The 23,791-nt window shown below is 56.5% G+C and carries 27 protein-coding genes and 1 tRNA gene; 6 read left to right on the forward strand and 22 right to left on the reverse strand.

Features of this window, described 5'->3' with window-relative positions:
• The first annotated feature begins 67 nt into the window (after nucleotides 1-67).
• On the forward strand, nucleotides 68-1,129 hold the full coding sequence (gene sohB / locus ACTZWX_RS02340) for a protease SohB (protein WP_444712576.1): 1,062 nt from the start codon (nucleotides 68-70) through the stop codon (nucleotides 1,127-1,129).
• 50 nt (nucleotides 1,130-1,179) lie between these two features.
• Here sohB and ACTZWX_RS02345 read toward each other — a convergent pair whose 3' ends face one another.
• From ACTZWX_RS02345 to metH, 4 genes are all read right to left on the reverse strand, one after another.
• Entirely contained in the window at nucleotides 1,180-1,686 is a 507-nt protein-coding gene (locus tag ACTZWX_RS02345; RefSeq protein WP_072677351.1) for a DUF934 domain-containing protein, read from the reverse strand.
• Nucleotides 1,679-3,331 carry a nitrite/sulfite reductase gene (locus ACTZWX_RS02350; protein ID WP_444712577.1) on the reverse strand — a complete coding sequence of 551 codons (1,653 nt, stop codon included), beginning with the start codon at nucleotides 3,329-3,331 and terminating at the stop codon, nucleotides 1,679-1,681. Before ACTZWX_RS02350 ends, ACTZWX_RS02345 begins: the two co-directional genes overlap by 8 nt.
• A gap of 364 nt (nucleotides 3,332-3,695) precedes the next feature.
• Nucleotides 3,696-3,935 (reverse strand): DUF2970 domain-containing protein, encoded by a 240-nt coding sequence (locus tag ACTZWX_RS02355; protein WP_444712578.1) that lies wholly within the window; start codon nucleotides 3,933-3,935, stop codon nucleotides 3,696-3,698.
• Nucleotides 3,936-3,949: 14 nt separating this feature from the next.
• Nucleotides 3,950-7,648 (reverse strand): methionine synthase, encoded by a 3,699-nt coding sequence (gene metH / locus ACTZWX_RS02360; protein WP_444712579.1) that lies wholly within the window; start codon nucleotides 7,646-7,648, stop codon nucleotides 3,950-3,952.
• Between the two features lie 241 nt (nucleotides 7,649-7,889).
• Here metH and nfuA point away from each other — a divergent pair, with 241 nt between their 5' ends.
• The 3 genes from nfuA to ACTZWX_RS02375 all read left to right on the forward strand — a co-directional run bounded on the left by nfuA (nucleotide 7,890) and on the right by ACTZWX_RS02375 (nucleotide 10,283).
• A complete protein-coding gene (gene nfuA, locus ACTZWX_RS02365) occupies nucleotides 7,890-8,477 on the forward strand; it encodes a Fe-S biogenesis protein NfuA (RefSeq protein ID WP_058089746.1) in 588 nt (195 codons plus the stop codon).
• A gap of 207 nt (nucleotides 8,478-8,684) precedes the next feature.
• Nucleotides 8,685-9,899 (forward strand): DUF445 domain-containing protein, encoded by a 1,215-nt coding sequence (locus tag ACTZWX_RS02370; protein WP_444712580.1) that lies wholly within the window; start codon nucleotides 8,685-8,687, stop codon nucleotides 9,897-9,899.
• Between the two features lie 15 nt (nucleotides 9,900-9,914).
• Complete coding sequence (locus tag ACTZWX_RS02375; RefSeq protein ID WP_444712581.1) at nucleotides 9,915-10,283, forward strand: hypothetical protein; 369 nt, start codon at nucleotides 9,915-9,917, stop codon at nucleotides 10,281-10,283.
• Here ACTZWX_RS02375 and ACTZWX_RS02380 read toward each other — a convergent pair whose 3' ends face one another.
• The 5 genes from ACTZWX_RS02380 to ACTZWX_RS02400 form a co-directional block, all read right to left on the reverse strand.
• Entirely contained in the window at nucleotides 10,284-10,604 is a 321-nt protein-coding gene (locus ACTZWX_RS02380; protein ID WP_444712582.1) for a TusE/DsrC/DsvC family sulfur relay protein, read from the reverse strand.
• A 4-nt stretch (nucleotides 10,605-10,608) separates the two neighbouring features.
• The gene (gene tusB / locus ACTZWX_RS02385; protein ID WP_444712583.1) at nucleotides 10,609-10,899 is read right to left on the reverse strand and encodes a sulfurtransferase complex subunit TusB; all 291 of its coding nucleotides are present in this window, start codon (nucleotides 10,897-10,899) and stop codon (nucleotides 10,609-10,611) included.
• 10 nt (nucleotides 10,900-10,909) lie between these two features.
• Nucleotides 10,910-11,260, reverse strand: coding sequence for a DsrE family protein (locus ACTZWX_RS02390; protein ID WP_444712584.1), 351 nt, complete (start codon nucleotides 11,258-11,260; stop codon nucleotides 10,910-10,912).
• A 1-nt stretch (nucleotide 11,261) separates the two neighbouring features.
• Nucleotides 11,262-11,672, reverse strand: a complete 411-nt coding sequence (gene tusD, locus ACTZWX_RS02395; RefSeq protein WP_444712585.1) for a sulfurtransferase complex subunit TusD — start codon at nucleotides 11,670-11,672, stop codon at nucleotides 11,262-11,264.
• Between the two features lie 101 nt (nucleotides 11,673-11,773).
• Nucleotides 11,774-12,475 (reverse strand): Bax inhibitor-1/YccA family protein, encoded by a 702-nt coding sequence (locus ACTZWX_RS02400; RefSeq protein WP_444712586.1) that lies wholly within the window; start codon nucleotides 12,473-12,475, stop codon nucleotides 11,774-11,776.
• A gap of 259 nt (nucleotides 12,476-12,734) precedes the next feature.
• On the opposite strand from ACTZWX_RS02400, the gene ACTZWX_RS02405 reads away from it, so the two are divergent.
• Nucleotides 12,735-12,825: transfer RNA gene (locus ACTZWX_RS02405), tRNA-Ser, on the forward strand.
• A 318-nt stretch (nucleotides 12,826-13,143) separates the two neighbouring features.
• Here the strand turns inward: ACTZWX_RS02405 and ACTZWX_RS02410 are convergent.
• The 7 genes from ACTZWX_RS02410 to ACTZWX_RS02440 form a co-directional block, all read right to left on the reverse strand.
• Entirely contained in the window at nucleotides 13,144-14,097 is a 954-nt protein-coding gene (locus ACTZWX_RS02410; protein WP_444712587.1) for a biotin-dependent carboxyltransferase family protein, read from the reverse strand.
• On the reverse strand, nucleotides 14,094-14,777 hold the full coding sequence (gene pxpB, locus ACTZWX_RS02415; RefSeq protein WP_444712588.1) for a 5-oxoprolinase subunit PxpB: 684 nt from the start codon (nucleotides 14,775-14,777) through the stop codon (nucleotides 14,094-14,096). Before pxpB ends, ACTZWX_RS02410 begins: the two co-directional genes overlap by 4 nt.
• Nucleotides 14,774-15,514 carry a 5-oxoprolinase subunit PxpA gene (locus tag ACTZWX_RS02420; protein WP_444712589.1) on the reverse strand — a complete coding sequence of 247 codons (741 nt, stop codon included), beginning with the start codon at nucleotides 15,512-15,514 and terminating at the stop codon, nucleotides 14,774-14,776. Before ACTZWX_RS02420 ends, pxpB begins: the two co-directional genes overlap by 4 nt.
• A gap of 15 nt (nucleotides 15,515-15,529) precedes the next feature.
• Complete coding sequence (hemH, locus tag ACTZWX_RS02425) at nucleotides 15,530-16,642, reverse strand: ferrochelatase (RefSeq protein ID WP_444712590.1); 1,113 nt, start codon at nucleotides 16,640-16,642, stop codon at nucleotides 15,530-15,532.
• Between the two features lie 23 nt (nucleotides 16,643-16,665).
• Entirely contained in the window at nucleotides 16,666-17,094 is a 429-nt protein-coding gene (locus ACTZWX_RS02430) for a TIGR01244 family sulfur transferase (RefSeq protein WP_444712591.1), read from the reverse strand.
• Between the two features lie 84 nt (nucleotides 17,095-17,178).
• Entirely contained in the window at nucleotides 17,179-17,622 is a 444-nt protein-coding gene (locus ACTZWX_RS02435) for a DUF6691 family protein (RefSeq protein ID WP_444712592.1), read from the reverse strand.
• Between the two features lie 4 nt (nucleotides 17,623-17,626).
• A complete protein-coding gene (locus ACTZWX_RS02440; protein WP_444712593.1) occupies nucleotides 17,627-18,064 on the reverse strand; it encodes a YeeE/YedE family protein in 438 nt (145 codons plus the stop codon).
• A 351-nt stretch (nucleotides 18,065-18,415) separates the two neighbouring features.
• Here ACTZWX_RS02440 and ACTZWX_RS02445 point away from each other — a divergent pair, with 351 nt between their 5' ends.
• Complete coding sequence (locus tag ACTZWX_RS02445) at nucleotides 18,416-18,835, forward strand: phasin family protein (protein WP_444712594.1); 420 nt, start codon at nucleotides 18,416-18,418, stop codon at nucleotides 18,833-18,835.
• Nucleotides 18,836-18,838: 3 nt separating this feature from the next.
• Here the strand turns inward: ACTZWX_RS02445 and ACTZWX_RS02450 are convergent, their stop codons facing one another.
• The 6 genes from ACTZWX_RS02450 to ACTZWX_RS02475 form a co-directional block, all read right to left on the reverse strand.
• On the reverse strand, nucleotides 18,839-19,468 hold the full coding sequence (locus ACTZWX_RS02450; RefSeq protein WP_444712595.1) for a TetR/AcrR family transcriptional regulator: 630 nt from the start codon (nucleotides 19,466-19,468) through the stop codon (nucleotides 18,839-18,841).
• Between the two features lie 18 nt (nucleotides 19,469-19,486).
• Nucleotides 19,487-20,299, reverse strand: coding sequence for an exodeoxyribonuclease III (xthA, locus tag ACTZWX_RS02455; protein ID WP_444712596.1), 813 nt, complete (start codon nucleotides 20,297-20,299; stop codon nucleotides 19,487-19,489).
• A 79-nt stretch (nucleotides 20,300-20,378) separates the two neighbouring features.
• A complete protein-coding gene (locus ACTZWX_RS02460) occupies nucleotides 20,379-21,116 on the reverse strand; it encodes a hypothetical protein (RefSeq protein ID WP_444712597.1) in 738 nt (245 codons plus the stop codon).
• Nucleotides 21,113-21,637 (reverse strand): DUF2878 domain-containing protein, encoded by a 525-nt coding sequence (locus ACTZWX_RS02465; protein WP_444712598.1) that lies wholly within the window; start codon nucleotides 21,635-21,637, stop codon nucleotides 21,113-21,115. Before ACTZWX_RS02465 ends, ACTZWX_RS02460 begins: the two co-directional genes overlap by 4 nt.
• On the reverse strand, nucleotides 21,634-22,902 hold the full coding sequence (locus tag ACTZWX_RS02470; RefSeq protein WP_444712599.1) for a class I SAM-dependent methyltransferase: 1,269 nt from the start codon (nucleotides 22,900-22,902) through the stop codon (nucleotides 21,634-21,636). Before ACTZWX_RS02470 ends, ACTZWX_RS02465 begins: the two co-directional genes overlap by 4 nt.
• Nucleotides 22,890-23,789, reverse strand: coding sequence for a DUF1365 domain-containing protein (locus tag ACTZWX_RS02475; protein WP_444712600.1), 900 nt, complete (start codon nucleotides 23,787-23,789; stop codon nucleotides 22,890-22,892). The genes ACTZWX_RS02470 and ACTZWX_RS02475 overlap by 13 nt, the downstream gene beginning before the upstream one ends.
• Between the last annotated feature and the right edge of the window lie 2 nt (nucleotides 23,790-23,791).

The following is a 23,791-nucleotide window of genomic DNA, read 5'->3' on the forward strand; positions in this document are numbered from 1 at the left end:
TGGACTTATCACGCCCCCTGTGAGGGGTTACACTCATGGCTTTGCAACGACGTCTGGAGACTGCATTTTGGAATTTCTGACTGAATACGGACTTTTCCTCGCTAAAGTGGTGACCTTCGTGGTGGCCGCCATCATTCTGGCCTCGGTAATATTCTCCGCCACACAGCGGGACCGGAGTGATCATGAAGGAGAGGGTGAGCTCAAAATTCGCAAACTGAACGACCAGTACCGGAAACTGAAAGAATCCATCCAGTCCCGGTTGATGTCAGACGCGGAACACAAGGCCTGGCAGAAACAAAAGAAAAAAGAAGAGAAAGCCGAAAAAAAATCGGCCAAACAGGATAGAACCGCTGAGGATGAAAAGGCCTCCAAACCACGCATCTATGTCATCGACTTCGATGGCGACATCAAGGCCAGCGATACCGACACGCTCAGGCGGTCGGTATCTGCGGTGCTCAGTGTCGCCAACCCGGAGACAGACGAGGTGGTTGTCCGCCTGGAAAGCGGTGGAGGCCTCGTGCACGCCTATGGTCTGGCAGCCGCACAGCTTGACCGGATTCGCAGTAAAGGGGTTCCCCTGACGGCCTGCGTAGACAAGGTGGCGGCCAGCGGTGGTTACATGATGGCCTGCGTTGCCGACAAGATCATTGCATCCCCTTTTGCAGTTCTGGGTTCGATTGGTGTGGTCGCCCAGCTACCGAACTTCCATCGTTTCCTGCAGAAGAACGATGTGGATTTTGAAGTCCTGACCGCCGGTGAGCACAAGCGTACGCTGACCGTGTTCGGAGAGAACACCGAAAAGGGCCGGCAGAAATTTCTTGCGGACCTTGAAGATACCCACGGCCTGTTCAAGGAATACGTCAGTGAGCGGCGCCCTGCGCTGGATATCCAGGCGGTGGCCAATGGCGACATCTGGTTTGGCAAGCGTGCCCTTGAGGTCAAGCTCATTGACGACATCAAGACGTCGGACGAGTATCTGATAGAGGCCTGCGATCGGGGTGAGGTGGTCTCGGTGTCATTCCAGCGTAAGAGAACCCTGCCGGAACGGCTTGGCCTGGCCACCAGTGCGGCGCTTGAGCATACAGTTTGGCGGGTGCTCAGTGCTTTCCGTAATCAGAAGATTCAGTAGGTCAGGGCGGGGCGCAGAGAGTTTAAAGCTCTGCGCCCCGCCGTGATTGCTCAGGACGCCCTGCGACGGAACAGGGGCTGGTCGGTATCGGTGGCGGCCTGGTAGGCCTGGCTGAAGAAGTTCAGGCAGCGAGCTGCCTTGTTGATGTCCTTGTCGGCCCGCAGCACGTAGGAATCGAAGCCGCACCGCTTCATGAACTGCAACTGGTCCAGAAGTACATCTCCGATGGCTCTCAGCTCTCCCTGGTAGCCAAACCTTTCCCGCAGCAGGCGGGCAATACTGTAACCTCGGCCATCCACAAAGCGTGGAAAGTTCACCGCAATCAACGGTAATTCCTTAACCTTTTCCCCGAGCATTTCGGGCTCGTCATGGCTGTCGAACCAGACTCCGATATCATCCCGACCTGCATAGTGCTCGTAGCCAGCAAGCCACAGATCCGCGGGAATCAGCGCAGGCTGGCCTGCGGCTACATTGAGGGATTCACCCTCGGCAGGGCGCTCTACGACCACCCAGCTGTCGTTACGGATGCTGCCGTCAGCAGCGATTACATCAGGCATAGACCCGCTCCTTGAATGGTTCAATACCAACACGGCGATAGGTATCCAGGAAGGTTTCTTCCTCGCTCCGCTTGTCGACATATACATCAATGATCTTGGCGATCACTTCGGGCATTTGGTCCCTTGCGAACGAGGGCCCCAGGATCTTGCCAATGGCGGCGTCGTGATGGGAGTCGCCACCGAGACTGATCTGGTAGAACTCTTCGCCTTTCTTGTCAACGCCCAGCACGCCAATGTTTCCAACGTGGTGGTGGCCACAGGCATTCATGCAGCCGGAGATGTTGAGGTCGATGGGGCCGAGGTCGTAAAGGTAGTCCAGATTATCAAAGCGACGCTGGATAGCCTCTGCAACGGGAATCGACTTGGCGTTGGCCAGGGCGCAGAAATCGCCGCCCGGGCAGCAGATGACGTCGGTCAGCGTGTTCAGGTTGGCAGTGGCAAAGCCCAGGGGTACGAGGCGCTGCCAGAGCTCGAGCAGCTGATCCTGGCGAACATCGGCCAGAACCACATTCTGCTCGTGTGTCGCGCGGGCCTCACCAAAGCTGAACTGGTCTGCCAGGTCAGCAATCTGCTCAAGCTGATAATCGGTCACGTCACCCGGCGGGGTCCCGGTTTTTTTCAGGGTCAGGGTGACACTGGCGTAGCCGGGCTTCTTGTGCTCGCTGACGTTGTGAGTCAGCCACTTATCGAACTCGCGGTTCTCAAACCGTTGCTCACTCAGCAGGGCAGTGGCGTTTTCCAGTGTCTCGTAGTCAGGCTCGGTGAAATAGCCCTGGAATTTGCGGATCGCTTCCGGGGTCAGGCGAGTCGGGGAGTCTTTGATGTGTGCCCATTCAGCTTCGACTTTCTCGGCGAAACCTTCCGGGGTCAGTGCCTTTACCAGAATCTTGATGCGTGCCTTGAACTTGTTGTCGCGCCGGCCGTAACGGTTATAGACCCGCAGGACCGCCTCCAGGTAAGTCAGCAGGTCGAGTTCCGGCAGGAATTCCCGAATAACTGGGCCCACCATGGGCGTGCGGCCAAGGCCGCCACCGACGTGTACGCGGAAGCCCAGCTCACCCTGATCATTCCGGACCAGTTGCAGGCCGATGTCGTGCACCTGAATGGCCGCCCGGTCTGTCTTCTCGGAGGCATTTACCGCCACCTTGAATTTGCGGGGCAGGAAAGCAAACTCCGGGTGGAAGGTAGACCATTGCCGGATAATCTCGCAGTAAGGGCGAGGGTCGGCGATTTCGTCGGCCTGAACACCGGAGAACTGGTCTGTGGTGGTGTTACGGATGCAGTTACCGCTGGTCTGGTTGGCATGCATTTCCACTTCGGCCAGTTCGGCCAGGATATCCGGAACGTCTTCCAGGTTTGGCCAGTTCAGCTGGATGTTGGTACGGGTTGTAAAATGCGCATAACCCTTGTCGTAATCACGGGTGATGCGGGCCAGGCGGCGGATCTGGTCTGAACGCAGCATGCCATAGGGCACACAGATACGCAGCATGGGTGCAAGACGCTGAACGTAGAGACCGTTCTGGAGACGAAGTGGAAGAAACTCTTCTTCCGCCAGCTCGCCCGCCAGGGCCCGCTCGGTTTGGTCCCGAAACTGTGCGACACGTTCCGCGGCGATTTGCCGGTCGTGCTCATCATAAACGTACATAGGGTGACGTCCTGCCTGGTAACTTCTGAAATGCGGTTGGTGAATGGCGCCAAAATGATATTGGGCCTTATTCCTGAAGCGGAGGATATCACCGGTTTTTTATTCTTAAAATGATTATTTCAAAATATCATTATCGATTCAGGTGATAAGCAGGGAAATCAGTAGTGGCTGGCGGAACTGGACGAATATCAATTTCCTGCTTTAATAAAATCCGGGAATTGAAATAACAACAAGACTGAACCACTGAGGAGTAAGCTATGAAAAAGACAGCTGAATCAGACAGCCAAGCAGATGCCGTAGCCGCGGTGTTGTTGGTGTTGCTGGCGGTTGCCTTTGCGGTGGTGTGGGTTGCCGGCCAGTAGCGTTACTGGCCCGCCAGCACAACCTGTACAACCAGTATCAGCCCACCCACAAACGCAGCCCCGAACAGCAGCCCGGCTATGATGTAGGGCACCGGGCTGTGACTGGAGAAATCCTCCTGTCGGCGTTTTTCAGACTGCACCCCGAGGGCGCCGGCGAGGATGCTTTGCATAATTTTGAGAACGCCCGGCGAACCGGGCTTTTTCTTGCTGTTATTATTGTTGTTATCAGCCAGGTCGTTCATTGAGTCACCTTGAGTTATTCTGCCGGATCGTAGGCAAGGCTGGGCATCAGCCAGCGCTCTGCTTCCGCCTTGGAAAGCCCTTTACGTTCAGCATAGTCCTCAACCTGGTCAGCGCCAATCTTGCCCACGGCAAAGTACTTGGCTTCCGGGTGCGCAAAGTACCAGCCAGAGACCGCTGCTGTCGGATACATGGCGAAATGTTCCGTTAGCTGGAGGCTGGTGTTCGCGGTGGCGTCCAGTAGCTTGAACAGAGTGGCCTTTTCCGTGTGATCCGGACAAGCCGGGTAGCCCGGGGCCGGGCGGATACCCCGATAGCGTTCCTTGATCAGATCTTCGTTGGCCATCTGTTCATCGGTGGCATAGCCCCAGAACTCTTTGCGCACTCGCTCATGCATACGTTCGGCAAAGGCTTCCGCAAGCCGGTCTGCCAGCGCCTGAACCATAATAGCGCTGTAATCGTCGTGGGCGTCTTTGAATTCTGCGGTGAGTTCGTCCACACCAATGCCCGTGGTGACCGCAAAACCGCCCACGTAATCACCCAGGTGCATGCTCTCAGGAGCCACAAAATCAGACAGCGCCATCATGGGTTTGCCGGGCGCTTTCTCATCCTGCTGGCGAAGATGGTGCAGGGTAGTCAGCTCCTCGGTACGGTTTTCATCTGTGTAAACAACAATGTCGTCACCCCGACGATTAGCCGGCCAGAAGCCAATAACGCCTCTCGCAGTAATGCGTTTTTCTTCGATCATCTTCTTGAGCAGCTTCTGGGCGTCGTCAAACAGGGTACGTGCGGCCTCACCCCGCTTTGGATCGTCGAAGATCGCCGGGTATTTGCCGGCAATGTCCCAGGAAATAAAGAACGGTGTCCAGTCGATGTAGTCCACCAGTTCGTTCAAGTCGTAGTCGTTGAATGCACGAACCCCTGTGAAGGCCGGCTTGGGTGGCTGGTAGCTGTCGAAATCGATTTCCGGCGCTCGCGCCCGGGCTTCTTTCATAGACACCAGCTTGGTGCGATCGCCGCGGTTTTTGCGGCGCTCACGGATTTCGTCGTATTCGGTACGGGCGGCTTCCACAAAAGCCGGCTTGGCGGTCTTGCTCAGTAGCTGAGACGCCACGTTCACGCACCGGGACGCATCGGAGACATACAGAGCAATATCGTTTTTATACTGGGGCTCAATCTTAACCGCGGTGTGGGCTTTGGAGGTGGTGGCACCGCCAATCATCAGCGGGATATTGAAACCCAGTCGCTGCATTTCCCGGGCTACATGGACCATTTCATCCAGTGACGGTGTGATCAGGCCGCTCAGGCCGATCATGTCGACGTTCTCTTTCCTGGCAACCTCCAGAATCCTCTCGCAAGGCACCATCACGCCAAGGTCGATGACTTCGTAGTTGTTACACTGCAGGACGACGCCAACGATGTTCTTGCCGATGTCGTGAACGTCACCTTTGACGGTGGCCATCAGAATCTTGCCCTTGGCCTGCTGATCTTCTGTTTTTTCCGCCTCGATAAACGGTATAAGGTGGGCAACGGCCTGCTTCATTACCCGGGCGCTTTTAACCACCTGGGGCAGGAACATCTTGCCATCACCGAACAGATCACCCACCACGTTCATGCCCGCCATCAACGGGCCTTCGATCACTTCAATGGGGTGGCTGGCGTTCTGCCGGCAGGCTTCGGTGTCGTCAATAATATAACTGGTGATGCCTTTCACCAGGGCATGCTCAAGGCGCTTCTCGACGGGCCATTCACGCCAGGCAAGGTCTTCTTCTTTGGTCTGGCCGCCTTTGCCTTTAAATTTTTCAGCTGCCTCAAGCAGGCGATCTGTTGAGTCATCGCGGCGGTTCAGGACTACATCTTCCACCAGTTCCTTCAGGTCTGGCTCGATCTCATCATAGATCACCAACTGGCCAGGGTTCACAATCCCCATGTTCATGCCGGCCTTGACCGCGTGATACAGGAAAACGGAATGAATGGCCTCACGCACCGCATCGTTTCCGCGGAAAGAAAACGAGACGTTACTCACGCCACCGGAAATGGACGCGTGGGGCAGGTTTTCCCTGATCCAGCGGGTGGCATTGATGAAGTCCACTGCATAGTTGTTGTGCTCTTCGATGCCGGTGGCGATGGCGAAGATGTTCGGATCAAAAATAATGTCGGCCGGGTTAAAGCCGATGCCGGTCAGCACGTCATAGGAGCGTTTGCAGATCTCGGTTTTGCGCTCGAAGGTGTCGGCCTGGCCATCTTCGTCAAAGGCCATGACCACAACAGCCGCACCGTAGCGCATGCAGTCTTTTGCCCGCTTGATGAACTCATCCTCGCCTTCCTTGAGGCTGATGGAGTTCACGACGGCCTTACCCTGAATGCACCGAAGACCGGCCTCGATCACTTCCCACTTGGAAGAATCGATCATGATCGGCACGCGGGAAATGTCAGGCTCGGATGCCACCAGTTTCAGGAAGGTCTCCATAACCTCCCTGGAATCCAGCATGCCCTCGTCCATGTTGATGTCGATGATCTGGGCGCCGTTTTCCACCTGATCCCGGGCCACGCTCAGGGCTTCCTCGTACTGTTCTTCCTTGATCAGTCTCAGAAAGCGCTTGGAGCCGGTCACGTTGGTGCGTTCGCCCACGTTAATGAACAGCGTGTTTTCGTCACCGGTAAAGGGCTCGAGGCCTGACAGGCGCAGTGCCTTGGGGCGGTCGGGAATCTTCCGGGGCAGATACTTGGATACCGCCTTGGCAATGGCTTCGATATGATCCGGTCGTGAACCGCAACAACCGCCGATGATGTTCAGGAACCCGTCCTTGGCGAAGCCCTCAATGATGTCGGCCATTTCTTCGGGGGTCTGGTCGTATTCGCCAAATTCGTTGGGCAGCCCGGCGTTGGGGTGGGCCGACACATAGGTTTCTGCCTTGTTGGCCAGCTCTTCCACATAGGGGCGCAGCGCATCCGCGCCCAGGGCGCAGTTAAGACCCACTGAGATGGGTTTTGCATGGGCAATGGAGTTGTAGAAGGCCTCGGTGGTCTGGCCAGACAGGGTTCTGCCGGAAGCATCGGTAATGGTGCCGGAGATCATGATCGGCAGTTCAAAACCGTTGTCCTCAAAGAACTGCTGGGTCGCATAAATGGCGGCCTTGGCGTTCAGGGTGTCGAAAATGGTTTCGATCAGGATCAGATCGGAGCCGCCTTCCACCAGCCCGGAGACCGCTTCATAGTAGTTATCCACCAGGGTCTGGAAATCCACGTTCCGGTAACCCGGGTTGTTGACGTCTGGTGATATGGAGGCGGTGCGTGAGGTGGGGCCCACGGCGCCGGCAACAAACCGCGGTTTGTCCGGATTGCGGGCGGTGAACTCATCAGCGATTTCCCGGGCGATCCTGGCCGCTTCCACGTTCAGTTCACGGGCCAGATCTTCCATGCCGTAGTCCGCCTGGGAAAGGCGGGTGGAATTGAAAGTGTTGGTTTCGATGATGTCTGCGCCGGCATCCAGGTAGTCTGCGTGGATGTTGCGGAGCAGGGCGGGCTGGGTCAGGTTGAGGAGATCGTTGTTGCCCTGAACGTCCCGGTCGAAATCCTTGAATCGGTCGCCCCGGAATGCGGCTTCGTCCAGCTTCTGGTTCTGGATCATGGTGCCCATGCCACCATCGAGGATGATGATGCGTTCCTTGAGGGCCTTATGAAGCTGTTCCAGGCGGGTAGTACGATCGGTCATAGGGAATTCTTCCGGGGTCATTAATAACGTCGTGTTTGTTCGGGCGGCGCGAGATCATAGCAAAATTGTACGTATACGTCTTAATACAGATGATCATTATCAAGCACTGACCACAAAGTTCCTGGCGGGAGGTTATACGTGCAATTCTTTATCCTGTTAAAGCCCGACTATTTTACTTGGTCTTTTAAGTTCCTGCGAACTCTCCTAAAATAGAAACTACATTTGAAAACAGGTAGGAAGCATGGCTTTGGTAACTGTCACTGATTCCGCAAGGGACTATCTTGCGCAACTGATTGAAAAGCAGGATGTCGAGGGCATGGGCGTTCGTATTTTCGTCACCCAGCCGGGTACCCGCAATGCCGAGACCTGTCTGGCCTATTGCCCGCCAAACGAAGTCGTCCCTACAGACGAGCAGGTTGATCTGCAGAAATTCACCCTGTTCCTGGACCATAATTCGGTACCGTTTCTGGAAGACGCCTACGTGGACTACTCCAAAGACCAGATGGGTGGCCAGTTGACCATCAAGGCGCCGAACGCCAAAGTGCCCCAGGTGTCTGATGACGCGCCCCTTCCTGAGCGGGTGAACTATGTGCTGGCGTCTGAGATCAACCCCAATCTGGCGGCCCACGGCGGTGATGTATCGCTGGTTGAGATCGTTGAGGAGTCGGTGGCAGTGCTGCGTTTCGGTGGCGGGTGCCAAGGCTGTTCCGCCGTCAGTCTGACCCTTAAGCAGGGTGTTGAGAAAACCCTCAAGGAGCGGGTTCCGGAGATCACTGCGGTTCGTGATGTGACCGACCACTCGAACACTGAAAACGCCTACTATCAGTAATTTCTGCATTACCTCTGCCAAGCCGCCGTTCACTTCGGCGGCTGCCGCAGACGCCTGTCTTTCGTGGCTACACGGCCAATGTCCTGATATCTGCAATACTCCATCATCCTGTTGACTAACAGAACCGTGCACGGTTGCTGTATCGTGCCATAAAAAACAGTGATATCAGCGGCGCCATCGCCGCCAGACTTGAAACCGGGGTAACACTTGCTCGACCTTGCTCTCTTATCCGTACCTGTGATGGCTGCTGTCGTCGGCTGGTTTACCAACTGGCTTGCGATACAGATGTCATTTCACCCGGTGCGCTTTATCGGCATTGGCGTTATTGGTTGGCAGGGTGTGATCCCCCGTAAAGCCGAGAAGATGGCGCACATCTGTATCGACCGGACGCTGCAGCAGTTTGGCGATCTGAATACTGTCTATCAGAAGCTGGAGCCCCAGCGCATTGTTCAGCAGGTGGTGGCCCAGGTTTCACCGCGGATGGATGAATACATTGACGAAGTCATGTACGAAGTGCAGCCGGTGTTGTGGGATAACCTACCACTGTTTGTCCGCGCGAGAATCTACCAGTGGGCCAGGCAGCAGCTGCCGGACAGGATTGAAGAGCTGGTTGAGGATTTCGGTGACGACCTCAATGAGCTGGTGGATCTCAAAGCACTGCTCAGCCGTGAACTGCAGAATCATCCTGATCTGATGAATCGCATCTTCCGGGAAGCCGGTTCCGTTGAATTGCAATCGGTGATTAACCGTGGTGCCATCATTGGCGGTTTGCTGGGTGCTATTCTGGCGCCGCTGTGGCTGGCCTATCCGGAGCCATGGTTGCTGCCGGTGGGTGGTTTTGCCATAGGCTTTATCACCAACTGGATCGCAATTAACCTGATTTTCGCACCGCTTCGCCCTCGCCGGGTTCTGTTTTGGCGGATTCAGGGGTTGTTCTTGCGCCGTCAGGAGCAGATCAGTGATACCTGGGCACGTCTGGTGGCCGAGGAACTGATCACCGTTGAGAAGGTGGCAGACGCCATGATCAATGGCCAGCACGGAGCGAGAACCCGAGCCATTATCCAGAAACACCTGCGGCCGATGCTGGATAACTCCATGGTTATGAAGCTGGCGGCACAGGTGACGGTTGGTATGACCGGCTACACTGATCTCAAGCGGGTGATGAACCAGAAGGCGGTGATTGCCACCCGGGATGTGTTCAACGACCCGGCCTTTAACAGGGAACGGGCACCCATCGTGGCAGGCGTGCTGGCGGGCCAGATGAAATCGCTCCGTCCGGAGGAGTTCCAGGACATATTGCGGCCGGCGTTCAGAGAAGAGGAGCTCCAGCTTATGTTTGTTGGGGGTTTGTTCGGCGCAGTGGCGGGCCTGATTCAGTTTATCGCGATGAATCAGCTGCCGATGCCGCCACTGGGTGTCTAACAAGGGAGGCAGATAATGTCTGTGTGGGCTCTGATGATTGTTCAGGTGCTGTTGACCGCCGGTACGGTGGCGGCGGTTCTGTTTGCGTTCTGGTACCTCGTGGTTCGGCCCTGGCTGGCTGAACGTATGCGGGAGTTGGTGGAAGCCGCTGACCAGATCGAGCCCAAGGTGGCCAAGGGTGTCAACAAAGGCGTCGCCGATGCCGTCCGGCAGCTCCCGCAAAATGCATGGGAAGGCGCGACCAAGGAATCGACCAAGCAATTCCTGAAGTTTGGCTCCAATCTGTTCGAGAATGGGCTCAGCAGTTTTCTGGGCTCGACTGCCGAAATGCAGAAATCCCAATCCGGCAGTGGTAGCCGGCCACCAGGGCAGGGCGATCGCTGATCAAAGGCAGTTGGTTGGTCTGGGCAGCCCGGCAATCCGGCAGGCGGTTTTGGCGGGTGTGCCGGGGAAGAGCTGCATCAGGTAAATACTGTTGCCCTTGTCGTCCCCGAACGCCTCGTTCACCGCCTTGACAAATAACCGGTTTGACGGCGGAGACATTTCATGTTGTTTGTAAAAACCCCTCAGGAACTCGATGATCTCCCAGTGATTTTCATTTAGCTGTATGCTGTCCTCCGCGGCAATCTCTTCCGCTACCTTAGGGGTCCAGCTGTCCGCGTCTTCCAGAAAACCCTCGTTATTGCGCAACGGCAAAGTTGTCATTGTATTACCAGCTCACGGTGCGTGAATGTTCGGCGGTCAGGCGTACCAGCTCCCCATAGCTGATGATTTGTACCTTGGGGTTGCCTGCCAGGCCTCTGGCCTCAAGGTCTGCGCCAATGGCAACACAGTTCCGGGGCAGGCTAGTGGTGCTGTCTGTTACCGCCAGTACCCCATTTTCCGCCAGTGCCAGCGTGTCTCCCTCGTGAAGGGCTGCCAGACAGGTTACGAACCTTGGGTGACCGGGTGATTTGTTCAGGATATGAAGTGTCGGCTGAATCGTTTGTTCCTGTGTCATCCCGTGGTCCTCAGCCTGCAAAAACGATGTGTTCAAAGCGATCAAGGGCGTCTCTGACCGATGGAATCAGTACCACGCCACTCAGCCTGTCTTCCTCACCAAGCCGAAAACGCTCGCAGGCGGATTGTTCCGCGAGAATCTGTTCGACTCCAAACACCGGTGCGGCGGCAAGGTTCTTTTCAACCGTTTTCTGGCCGATGCCTCCGGCAGCCTGGGATTTGCGCAGCCAGTTAACACCGGCGCTGATAAAGAGCAATGCCGCTGGTTGATCGAAGGCTGCCAGGGAAAACACCATATCCAGCGCTTCGCGACCGGTCCAGGAGCCATACGGAGCTTGATCAATTACAATCAATGTGGTCACGTTATTGGCTCCCATGGAAATAGATCACGCGGTCAGACTTCAGGTTGCCGTCCACCCATTCGCCCAAGCCCGCTATCTGGTACGGATGGCGAAGGTTGTTGGCGCTGAGTTCATACCTTGCCTGTTCGCCCTGGTCGACGATTCCCCGACGCAATGCCGAGGCAATGCACGCGACGCCTGGCGTCTGGTTTTCGGCAAGGAAATCTGACCACTGGCCGGGCCAGTCGGGTTCATCGGAGGGTGGTGTACTCAGGGCTGATGCAAGGTGCACGCCTTCGCCATAAAGAAACACCCGGTCTATGTGGTGGCCGGCTGCAATCAGCGCCTGTGCGAATGCCAGTGCCGTCTGTGGTGCCTGGCTGGACCAGGGAGCGCCGGTAATAACCAGGGTGTAGGAAAGGCCAGGAGACATGACAATAGGTCACCGGTCAGGAATGGATCGGGTTTCAGTTTACCGAAAGCAAGAACCCCGGCAAAGGCCGGGGTTCCTGTTCAACGCTTTGCTTTGGCGAATCAATCGTCGCCGCTGAATGCCGCCAGCAGGTGCAGCAGGCTGACAAACAGGTTGTAGATGGCCACGTACAGACCAACGGTTGCGATCACGTAGTTACGCTCGCCACCTTTGATGATCCGGCTGGTTTCAAACAGGATCATAATGGAAGCGAAAATGGTGAAGCCAGCAGATACCGCTAGGTGCAGGGCAGAGCTCTGCATGAAGAAGGCCAGCAGCATGGCACCGATCAGCACGAACGCACCGGCCGTCAGGAAGCTGGACATGAAGCTGAAGTCTTTCTTGGTGATCAGCGCGGTGGCCGACAGGCCAACAAAGGCAACGGCGGTCAGGGTCAGTGCCTGGGCGACAATCTGAGAGGCACCCGCGGCCACGAACGCGCCGATGATCGGGCCCAGGGTGTACCCCATGAAGCCGGTCAGGGCGAAGGTGGTTACAATGCCCCAGGGGCTGTTCTTGAGCTTATAGGTCGCGAACAGCAGGCCAATATAGCCAACGATGGTGATCAGGAAGCCCGGATGCGTACCGTTCATGTTCAGGAACGCAGTCAGGGCCGAGAAGGCCAGGGTCATGCCCAGCAGCATGTAGGTGTTGCGCAGTACCTTCAGCGCATCTCCATCAATGCCCGCTGTTACGCCGGTGGCTTGACCGGACTGCGGGTAGGCAGCCTGGTTGTTCTGAACGCCGAAACGTCTGTCTTCCATTGTCATCTCCGTTTATTGCAACTGGATACTGAGTCCCATGATAATGTCGAATCCGCAACTTTCAATCATTTACGACAGAAAATGCCCCAATGGATTCCATTAAACTGGTGTAATCTTGTTCGCGCCGTGACCAGAATCAGTGGAATTTCCAACGTTTTTTCTTCAAGGCGTTGACAGTAATGGCAAATCCGGTATGATCTCACCCGCTGTCGCAACGGCAGCAACGAAGAGGCACCTTCGGGTGTTTTTTCGGTAAGACGGTGGGCTGGCAGAGTGGCTGAATGCAGCGGTCTTGAAAACCGCCGACGGTTAATAGCCGTCCCGGGGTTCGAATCCCTGGCCCACCGCCATTTTTCTTCCTGACACCAGTCTTGATACTCCCCAATCGCTGCGTTCCACTGCCTACGTAATTTCCTACGTACCCATCTTCTTTCTGAATCCAGTACACTGGTTTTAAACCAAATGCCCGTTGTCAGCAGGTGCCTCTATGGATCAGAACCAGATTCCGGAAACCGAGCAGGATCGTAAGAACCGGCGCTATGCCGTCTCTGCCAATCGTGGGAGCGCCAGCCATCGGGTACGTTACGTGGAAACCGGCGGTGCTGCAGTGGATACTGAGGAGTGCACCTTTTGCCAGACGGTTCCCGACCTTGGCCATGCCAGTGGCATCAGAGCCACTCAAGTTCCTGGCCGGTCTGACGCCAGCGAGTGTTCTGGTAATGAAGCTCAAAAAGGCGACGCTGATTCTGCGCCGTAGCCAGGTCACACAATTCAAACCGGACCCTGGCACCACGCAGCTGTTGGGCCAGAAGGCCGCAATCCATGGTGGGAACGACGCCGGGCTTCGGGTAGCCACCAATGGTCTGGCAATCGTTCAGCAAGACAATAGGTTGTCCATCACCGGGAATCTGTACGGACCCCAGGGCGATGCCTTCGGAAATAATTCCGGGTGGCGGGGCGCTCAGGGGTGTTCCCTGGAGCCGAAAGCCCATGCGGTCGGATTGGTCACCAACAGTATAGCGGCTGGTTGTTAGCCGGATGATATCCGCTCGCTGAAACTGAGGGTATTGATAGCCCGGTATCAGCCGGATAACCGCCTCTCCATCAAGGTCCGGGCGCTGTTGATCTGGTACTTTCCGTTCTGGCACTTGCCGCTCCGGCTGCAACGGCATCAATCGGTCTCCCGCCTTTACCGGAACCAGGCCTTCGAGCTTTTCCCGGACAACCACCGAACGGCTCCCGAATTGCTCCGGCGAATCCAGCCCACCCGCCATGGCCAGGTAGACAAGCCGATGGTGCTTTGAATGGTCAATGGCCAGCTCGTCGCCGTCATTCAGGTTCAGGGTTTGCCATTGTTCGACGGGTTGTCCGTTTATCGTTACGCAGGTTGCGGCACCGGTGATGGCAATTTGAAGCGAGCCGCGGGCAATCCCATGGAAGCCTCCCATCACGATCTCCAGACAGGCCGCATTGCGAGGGTTGTCCAGCAGCTTGTTGGCCCAGGTATAGCTGATCAGATCCAGTGCGCCGCCTGCCGTCAGCCCATGGTGGCGATAACCTCGACGACCGCTGTCTTGAATGGTGCTTCGTACGCCGGGGCGGACGACTTCCAGAAAGTTCATGGGGTCAGCTCCCCGCCCGCGGCCAAAAACGCCTCCCGGCTTATGGCTTTGAATCTCACCCGGTCGCCGACCCTGAGCAGCGACAGGTTGTTTTGGTCGAACAAGGGTGTCGGGCACCGGCCAATCAATTGCCAGCCGCCAGGGGACGCCTGCGGGTATACCGCGGTCTGCCGGTTGGCAATGCCAACACTGCCAGCCGGCACCCGTTTGCGGGGGCTGGTCTTTCGGGGCGCGGCGATGGTGGGGTCCACTTGCCCCATAAAGGCAAATCCGGGAGCAAACCCAAGGGCATGGACCCGGTACTCAACGGCGCTGTGTTTGCGGATGATGTCCTCGCACTCCAGGTCGCACTCTGAGGCCAGCCATTGCAGGTCAGGCCCGGTCTCGGTGCTGTAGTATACCGGCAGCTCAACCAGTCGGTCCTTCAAATCCGGCGCGGGCTTGAGGGTGCCTTCGAAGGTAACCAGAGGCCTTAGCTCAGACACAGCCTGCCGAAAGTCGATCTTCAATGGATCGTAGACCACCATCAGCGTGGTGTATGAGGGAACTATATCGACTAACCAGGGGGAACCGGCACTGCGAATGTTGTCGGCGAGTCCGGCGATGCGGGCGGGCAGGCTCTCGTCGATGGCCTCGGCCAGGGTAATCAGGATGGTATCTTCCGAAACCGCTTCAATCATTGCCCGGGTTTGCCAAGAGCCTTGCGGATGGCCTTGACCGCCTCAAGCGCGGCGTCGTTGTCGCCATGAACGCACAGGCTGTCTGCCGGAAGTTCAAGCCAGTTACCGGTGGCACTGAATACGCCACCTTTTTCGGCAAAGTGCCGGGCCTGGCGCACAATGATTTCAGGGTCTTCATGCACCGCCCCAGCCTGGCGTCTGGACACCAGTTGGCCTTCGTCGTCGTAGGCTCGGTCGGCAAAGGCTTCCAGCAGCAGCGGAACGCCGACATCGACGGCCATTTGTTGATGCTCCCGGTATTTCCGGGTGACCGGAATCATCAGGGGCAGATCCTGCCGGAAGGTTCGGGTGGCAACCATGACCGCGTGCAACAGGGCTGGGTCTCGCAGCATGTCGTTGTTCAAGGCGCCGTGGGGCTTCACGTAACTCACGGTCAGCCCCTCTTTGCGACACATCCCCTCCAAGGCCCCTAGCTGATACAGAAGCAGGGCTTCGATCTCTTCCGGGGTGTGGTGGATAGATCGCCGGCCAAATCCGCTGAGGTCGTGGTACGAAGGGTGAGCGCCAATCGCCACGTGGTAACGCGATGCCAGCGCCAGCGTGTTGCGGATGACCATGGGATCTGCGGCGTGGAATCCGCAGGCCACATTAGCCATGTCGATCAGGGGCATGACCAGATCGTCCTGACCCATCTGCCAGGCGCCGTAACTCTCGCCGAGATCGCAATTCAGTTTCATAGCGTACCGGTCGTCTCAGATATCCGTCCGGCCGGGAAACGTCGCCTGTTTCCGGGCTTCTGCGCATTTCTGCCTGGCAGCCAGATTGTTCGGGCTGTTGTCAGGCCCGGCCCACCCTTTCAGGTTGTCTTCTACCAATTGCACCAATGCGTCGATATGGCCGGGTGTGGCGTTCAGGCAAGGGATGTAGCCAAAGCCTTCACCGCCGGACTCCATGAAGTATTCCCGGTTCTCTTCGTTGATCTCCTCGATGGTTTCGAGACAGTCCGAAGAGAACCCTGGGCAGAAGACATCTACAGATCTTACACCTTTTTCCGGTAGGGATTTAAGTGTTTCGTCGGTGTAGGGTTGCAGCCATTCTTCCCGCCCAAAGCGCGATTGGAAGGTCGTCAGGTAGTCGTCCTGGCCAAGGCCAAGCCGTTCGGCCAGCAAGCGCGAGGTTTTATGGCATTCACAGTGATAAGGATCGCCCTTGAGCAGGTATTTCAGGGGGACGCCATGGTACGACAGGATGAGTTTTTCGTGCCGGCCATGATTGGCCCAGTGCGCCTCAATATGGCGTGCCATGGCCTCAATGTAGGGTGGGTAGTCGTGATAGTGAGACACAAACCGGAAATCCGGCAGCCAGCGGCGGCGGGTAAAGTCCGCGGAGATGGCATCAAAGGTAGACGCAGTGGTGGATGCCGAATACTGGGGGTACAGCGGCAGGACAAGCAGCTTGCGAACACCTTGTTGCTGCATGTCTTCCAATACCCGGGAAATTGACGGGTTGCCGTAGCGCATGGCAAAACCCACCACCACGTTGCTGCCATACTTTTTCTTCAGCGCTTCCCGAATGCCTTCCGCCTGTTTGGCCGTGTGTATCAGTAGGGGAGAGCCCTCTGGTTGCCAGACACTGGCATAGGCCTGGGCGCTCTTCCTTGGCCGTATTCTCAGGATGATGCCATGGAGGATCAACCACCAGATGGGGCGGGGTACTTCCACCACCCTTGGGTCCCACAGGAATTCGGCAAGATACTTTCTCAGTGCTGGTGTGGTGGGGGCGTCTGGTGTGCCAAGGTTGGTCACAAGTACCCCCAGGCGTTCAGGCTCGTTATGGCTGAACTGATCCGTCCCTTTATATGGCATTGATGCTATCCGATGGTGGTGGGTTAATGCTTGCCAGCCTGCTGTGCCAGTCGCGGTATAAGGCCAGTGATGTCATATCCGGCGCGATGAGCTTTGGACAGAATCTCTTCCGGCTGGGTTTCACGTGCGGCACTGAGGGCCCACAGCACGGTACAGCGGGTTCCAGACCGACAGAAGGCCAGTACGGGTTTCTCGGCATTCCGGATCATCGGCGCAAACCGGTCAACGTCCTGATCGGTGATATTGCCAGACTCCACCGGAAGAAATGCCCACTCCAGGCCATGCTCCCGGGCGGCGGCTTCGATGTCTGCCATGGCAGGCTGGCCGGGCTCTTCCCGATCCGGCCGGTTGGCAACCAGGGTCCGGAAACCGAGTTTGGCAATTTCGGCGACATCCTGAACCGAAATCTGGGGGGCTACCGAGAGGGTGTCATCAATTTTTCTGATATCCACTTAGGGCTCCAATGGTTTAATGGCCGGGCGCTTAAAGCCGGGCGCGTATGGCCCGCCCCGGCAAGCTTATCAGGTTGCGTGGTTTCAGCTTTGGGCGTTACTACCGGATGATGCCCGCATACGCTCGGCAATTTCAAACAGAATCATACCTGCGACCATCGATACAACAAAGGCCACGCCTTTGATTTCACCGGCACCAAAGGCTATAAGCGCAGGGCCGGGACAGAAACCGGCAATACCCCAGCCAAGCCCGAACATCATGCTGCCGATGATCAGGCGTTTATCGATGTGCTGGCTGGTGGGGAGTTTCATGCTGAAGCCCAGAAACGACAAGGTGCGTTTACGGGCGACGGTGAAGGCAACCAGGCCAACAATGACGGCACCGCCCATAACAAAGGCCAGGGAGGGGTCCCAGGCGCCGGCGATATCGAGAAAGCCGAGCACTTTTTCCGGGTTGGCCATGCCGGAGACTATCAAACCAAGACCGAAAACCAGGCCAGCAAAAAGAGAAGCAATATGATATTTCATGGCTTCAGGCTCCGATCAGGTGGCGAATTACGTAAACGGTGACAAACCCCATGCCCATAAAGCTGAGGGTGGCGGCCAGTGAACGCAGAGACAGGCGGGACAATCCACACACACCGTGACCGCTGGTACAGCCGGACGCGTATCGGGTGCCAATACCAACCAGCAGGCCTGCAACAATCAGGGCAGGGTAACCGGCGTTGATCTCGATGGGTGGTAACTGGCTGGCCAGGGACCACAGCACCGGTGCCCCGATCAGGCCTGCGAGAAAGGCGACTCGCCACAGAATGTCAGTTCTGGTAGGGGTCAGAAGCCCGCCAAGTATGCCGCTGATACCGGCAATACGGCCGTTTAGCAACAGGAAACTGGCCGCAGCCAGGCCAATCAGGATACCGCCAGTTAATGCAGTGCCAGGGGTAAACTGGCTCCAGGCAATCTCAATCATTTAAATACTCCAGGTTTCGCTTGAGGGAATAAGCTTATAAGTGGGGGCGATAATACCAAAAAAAAGCCCGGCAAGGGATGCCGGGCAGAGGCGTGCGAGTAGTATCCATGAAAGACTTCCAGACAAACCGACATCAACTGGGATGCCGGTAACGGGAAGTATTGACCATAATATGAACAGTTCAAGTGAGAGACGCTTTCGTTTGAAAACATTTTTTCATATGCCTTGGGTGTTTATACTGCGGCCCTCCGTTATGCGGGTTTCAGGCAGGTGAGGATGAACACTGAAATCCCCGGATGGCTGTAATACAATAGGCCTGGAACGTTCCCGCTTTGTTGCCAAGAGGTATTCATGTCTGAGCACGACGATAAAAACCCGGAGAATGATCCGCAGCTGGCGGACAAAATCAAGGATTCCGCCCGCCAGATCTGGCTTGCGGGTCTGGGTGCATACACCAAGGCAGAGGAAGACGCGGGAAAGTTTTTTGATCGCCTGGTGCAAGAAGGCGAGCAACTGGAAACCAGAACCCGGGGCGTGGTGGAAAAGCAGATCAAGACCGTAGAGGGTCGCGTTGGCGAGGTCAAGGAAAAGGCTACCGGAACCTGGGACAAGCTTGAGCACATGTTCGACCAGCGCGTGTCGGGTGCTTTGCGTCGCCTTGGTATTCACCGGCGCGAGGAAATTGAAGCGATGGAGCGCAGGATTGATGCCCTGGAAAGCGAATTGGCCAGATTGCGGGGTGATTCGCCTGCCTCGGATGAAGAAGAATAACCCTCAAAGGTAGCTGCGGCTGGTCAGCTGAATCTCCTGTTGCTCCTGTTCCGCCAGGTACGGAAGGATCAGGTGCAGCATTTGATACACTCCCTTGCCCGGATCTACCGATTCCCGGTCATCCAGATGCGACAGCGTGTCAAAACTGCTCCAATAGCAGGCCGTCAGGGTGAGCTGTTCGCACAGTGAGAGCAGCTCGTCTTCACTGATGGTCATCACCCCTTGGCTTTGAAAGCTCTCACACAGAACCCGAAACGCATTTTTTTTCTTCGCCAGAATCCGTTTAAACCGCACTTGCAGCTGGCTGTAGCGAGACAGCACGTTCACCAGATCCTGATACAGAAAACGATATCGGGCGACAGCCTCGAACAGCAAATGCAGGAAAAAGCTGAACTGGTCCAGTGAAATGTCGGCGTCGTCTGGTACACCGAGCAAGTCCACCATTTCCGCTTCAAAGCTGTCGAACAGCTCATCCACAATGTCGCTCTTGCTTTTGAAGTGGTAATAGAGGTTGCCCGGGCTGATATCCAGCTCGTCTGAGATCAGCAAGGTGGTGACATTCGGCTCGCCCAGGCTGTTGAACAGCGCCAGGCTGGTGCCGAGAATCCTGTCCCTGGTTTTGATTTTTTTCATAATCGCCCGATCAATCCATCAGAGGTCAAACCGTGCCCATACCGGGCAGTGGTCTGATGGCCGTTCCATACCGCGGATATCATAGGATACGCCGGCCTCTTTGGCTTTGGGCAGCAGGCTGTCGCTGGCCATGATCAGATCAATGCGCAGGCCCCTTTTGGGTTCCCGTTCAAAGCCTTTACTGCGGTAGTCAAACCAGCTGAAGGTGTTGGCTTCCTCCGGGTGGAGATACCGAAAAACATCGGTATAGCCCCGGCTTTCAACCTGCGCCAGCCATTCACGCTCCTCGGGCAGGAAACTGCATTTGCCGGTGCGCAACCAGCGCTTGGCGTTGTCGGCACCGATGCCGATGTCCTTGTCGGTGGGGGAAATGTTCATGTCACCCATGACAACCACATGGCCTGGCTGGCTTTTCAGATCGTCCAGGTAGGCCATCAAGTCGCCGTAGAACTTTTGCTTGGCCGGGAATTTGACCGGATGATCCCTGCTTTCGCCCTGAGGAAAGTAGCCGTTGATCACTGTCAGCGGCTCTCCGTTCACGGTAAAACGCCCGGTAATCAGCCGTCGCTGGGCATCGTCGTCATCGGTGCTGTAGCCCTTCTGGACCGACTCGGGCTCGGCCCGGGAGAGCAGGGCGACGCCATAATGGGTTTTCTGGCCATGGAAGTGCACGTGGTAGCCAAGCTCGCGGATCGCCTCTACCGGGAATTCGTTATCGGTGACCTTGGTTTCCTGAAGCCCGATGATATCCGGGTTCAGTTGCTCTATCACGGCTTCAAGTTGGTGCAGACGGGTGCGGATACTGTTGACGTTAAACGACACAAACATCATGGGGGTGGAGTCTCCGGTACGTTTTGCCCGAGAGTTTACCACACCGTGACCGGTTATCAGTTTGGCGGCCGGGCCGGGTTCAGGGCGTCAGTTCACAATCCGGATATTGTTCCACCTCGTAGCGGATGTGCGCGGTGAAGTTGGTGTCTGCGTTCTCCCGGATGTTGGTCAGGCCCAGATACTCGGTCAGTGCACCATCTTTGTTGTACCCCAGCACAATGGGATCAACCAGAAACCTCAGGACAAGGCTGGTGGGACGGATCCGCAGCACGACATCAGAGTTCAGCTGATCATTGCTGGTGGGCTCCAGTACAAACCCATAATGCTCGCCACGTGTGGGACCGAGAAAACGAAACTCTACGGATTCACCGCGAGTAACCTTGTCCCAGTTGGCCCGGACCAGGTGATCAAAACCGGCATCCACCACCAGGCGTTCATCAAAGCTTACCCGGTATTTCTCCACCTTGCCCGAGGGCGTTTGCCACTCAATGTTCAGCCGGTCGGATTCCGGATAAGTGATTCTCATCACTTCGCTGAAATCTGGCTGCCGAAAATCCACATCCGGGCGCAGCGAAGAGTTTTCGTAACTCATCTGTTTGGTTGCAAATGGACTCTCACCGGGACCTTTCCGGTAGTTAACCGAGTGGGACCTGGGTTCAAACGCGCCCTCCGCACAGTGGCCATCGACCCGGTGAACTTCCTGGTACAGCAGGGTGTCACCGTTGCCCTTGGCTGTTCCGGTAAAGGCGAACTGGTTGGCACTGGCCGGCAATGCCAGCACGGCAAGGGCGCTGAGGGTAATGGCGCGGCGAATCATGTTTGCAACTCCGAGTAAAGACTGTTCCGGATGTAAAGCAGCAAAGGGAACAGCACGAACCAGCCGGCGGCCATGGCGGCGAGCGACACGCTGAGGTTCGGCAGGGTGACAATTCCGAGCTTGCTAGCGGACCAGTAAGCAAAGGGCCCACCAATCGGCGCGAACACGTACGGCAGCCACTTGCGTTGGGCGATCCAGCTCAGGGAGTGGCACAGTGTGGTCATGAAGATGGCCCAGATTGCGACCAGCCACGGCGGCGCAATCAGCACATCATCGGCGCCGTTGATGCCCAGCACTCCGGTCCTGAACCAGAGCGTGTCCATCAGGCTGCCCAGCACCACCCCAAAACCGATGAACTGAAGTTCGGCGAACCGTTTCTGGCTGACCAACGCAAAGTGAACGGCCAGAAATATCAGTACCAGCCCGGCTGCGGCCAGACCCGGAAACAGAACACATACCAGCCAGCCGATCTGGAACAGAACAAAATTCAACACATTCCGAGCGGTGTCTGAGATGATCATAAGCTGAGTAAATTGGCGCGTTTGTTGGCAGGTTTGGCCAGAACCAGGTGTGCTACGCCGATGGCGCGCTCGCTGAAACCCGCTTCGCAGTACGCAAAGTAGAAGTGCCACAGGCGCTGGAAGGCCTCGTCGTAGCCACGTTCAAGCAGGGTGTTTCTGCTTGCCATAAAACGGTCACACCAGTCACGAAGGGTTCGCGCGTAATGGAAACCGAAGTCTTCCGAGTGGGTGAGTACCAGGTCGGAACCGCGCCGCATCGAAGTAATGATCGCACCAAACGAGGGAATGAAGCTGCCCGGGAAAATGTACCGCTGAATAAAGTCTACGTTCTTCAGGGCGCGATCATAACGCTGCTCAGGCATGTTGATGGCCTGCACCAGGGCAAGGCCGTCGGGTTTGAGCAAGGTGCTGATCTGTGAGAGGTAGCTGTCCAGGAACTGCGGCCCAACGGCTTCAATCATTTCGATCGAAACGAGCTTGTCGTATTGTCCGGCCAGGTCCCGGTAGTCATCAAACAGCAGGGTAATCCGGTCTTCCAACCCCTCCGCCTTTACCCGCTCCTTCGCCAGCTCAAGCTGCTCTCGGGAAATAGTGGTGGTGGTTACGTGACAGCCGTAATGCTTGGCGGCGTGTATAGCAAAACCGCCCCAGCCAGTGCCTATCTCGATGACCCGGTCTTCCGGCTGCAGGTCGAGCTTTTTGCAGATGGTGTCAAGCTTGTAGACTGCGGCTTCTTCGAGTGTTGAATCCGCGCTCGGGTAGATGGCGGATGAATACATCATGGTCGGGTCAAGGAAGAGCTGGAACAGGTCGTTACCCAGGTCGTAGTGGGCGCTGATGTTTTTGCGGGAACCGGCAGGCGTGTTGCGGTTCAGCCAATGAAGAGCTTTCAGCGTTGGCTTGCTCACCCAACTGAACTTGTCCTCAAACGCGTTCATGGTGTCCAGGTTCCTGCTGAAAAAACGCAGCAGTGCGGTCAGGTCGGGAGAGCTCCAGTCGCCTGCAACAAAAGACTCTGCAGCACCGACACTGCCGCCAGTGACCAGATCCCGCCAGGTGGTGTGATCATGAATAACCAGCTCTGCTACCGGATATTGCTGGTCGTTATCTCCGTAGACCAGGTCTTCCTCGCCTTGCTCCTTGACCACCAGTTTACCGTGGCCCAGTTGTGATAACTGCTGGCAGACAAGCTGCTTTGCAATCCGGCTTACCAGGGGCGTGTTGCTGGTGCGCTGGCTGTCGACAGAGGTGTTCAGGTTCTCCATGAGCTTACCCTTCCTGCAATATCCGAATCTGAGTGCGTAGGTGCCGGCGCTAACGTTATATCTACGCCTTTATCATCAACCCCCTGGCGGTATTGGCTGTCCGTTGTGTCCAGCTTGTCCGGGTGGGTGTAGAAAGGCGCGCCCTTGAGCTTGAGCTTCAGGGCATTCCAGTAGATGCCGGCAGTGCCTTTGAGGGTTTCCAGTGGAAAACGTCTCAGGCTTCTGTGCAGGGTTTTACGATCAAATGGGTGGCGTTGGACTACCAGGGTGGCATCAAAATGTTTCTCCTGGCCCTGTTGAACATTCATGTGGACCCTCAGTTCAGGACCCTTGAAGCTGAACAGCCACTGATACTCTTGATCCATGCCGTTAAACGGAGACACATGAAAGCGTTTGCTGAAGGCAAAACGTTCCGTGTGCCACGCATCCGACTGAGAAGCACCGGGTTGGCGGCATTCCAGGCAGTATACGTGCCGCTGCTTCCAGGGCGTGTTAGTAATCTGGGCGAGGATGACCCTGGGTACATCACCGTTTCGCGGGCTTTCGCCGTGGTTATAGCAGAGATAGAAGCTTACCGGATTGAAAATGTAGCCCAGGTAGCGGGGGTGAGTGATCAGCTCGATGGGGCCGTCTGGTGCCCAGCCAGTGGCGCTCTTAACGCGGTTGAACACAGCCTGGCGCAGGCTGGGTATCTCTGGGTCCAGGTAATCCGGCCGGTGCAGAGACATCCAGTTGAACCGCTCCAGGGAAAATAACGGGCTGGCGGTGGTGATGGACGCCCATTCGTCCAGGTCCAATGCCAGCATGCCGATATTATATTGAAACTCATGTAATACCGGAATCTTACGCCGATGTCTTATAGTGCCTTCTAGCCACTGGCTGGCCATGT

The organism is Marinobacter sp. NSM, from assembly GCF_052380025.1.
Classification (GTDB): Bacteria; Pseudomonadota; Gammaproteobacteria; order Pseudomonadales; family Oleiphilaceae; genus Marinobacter.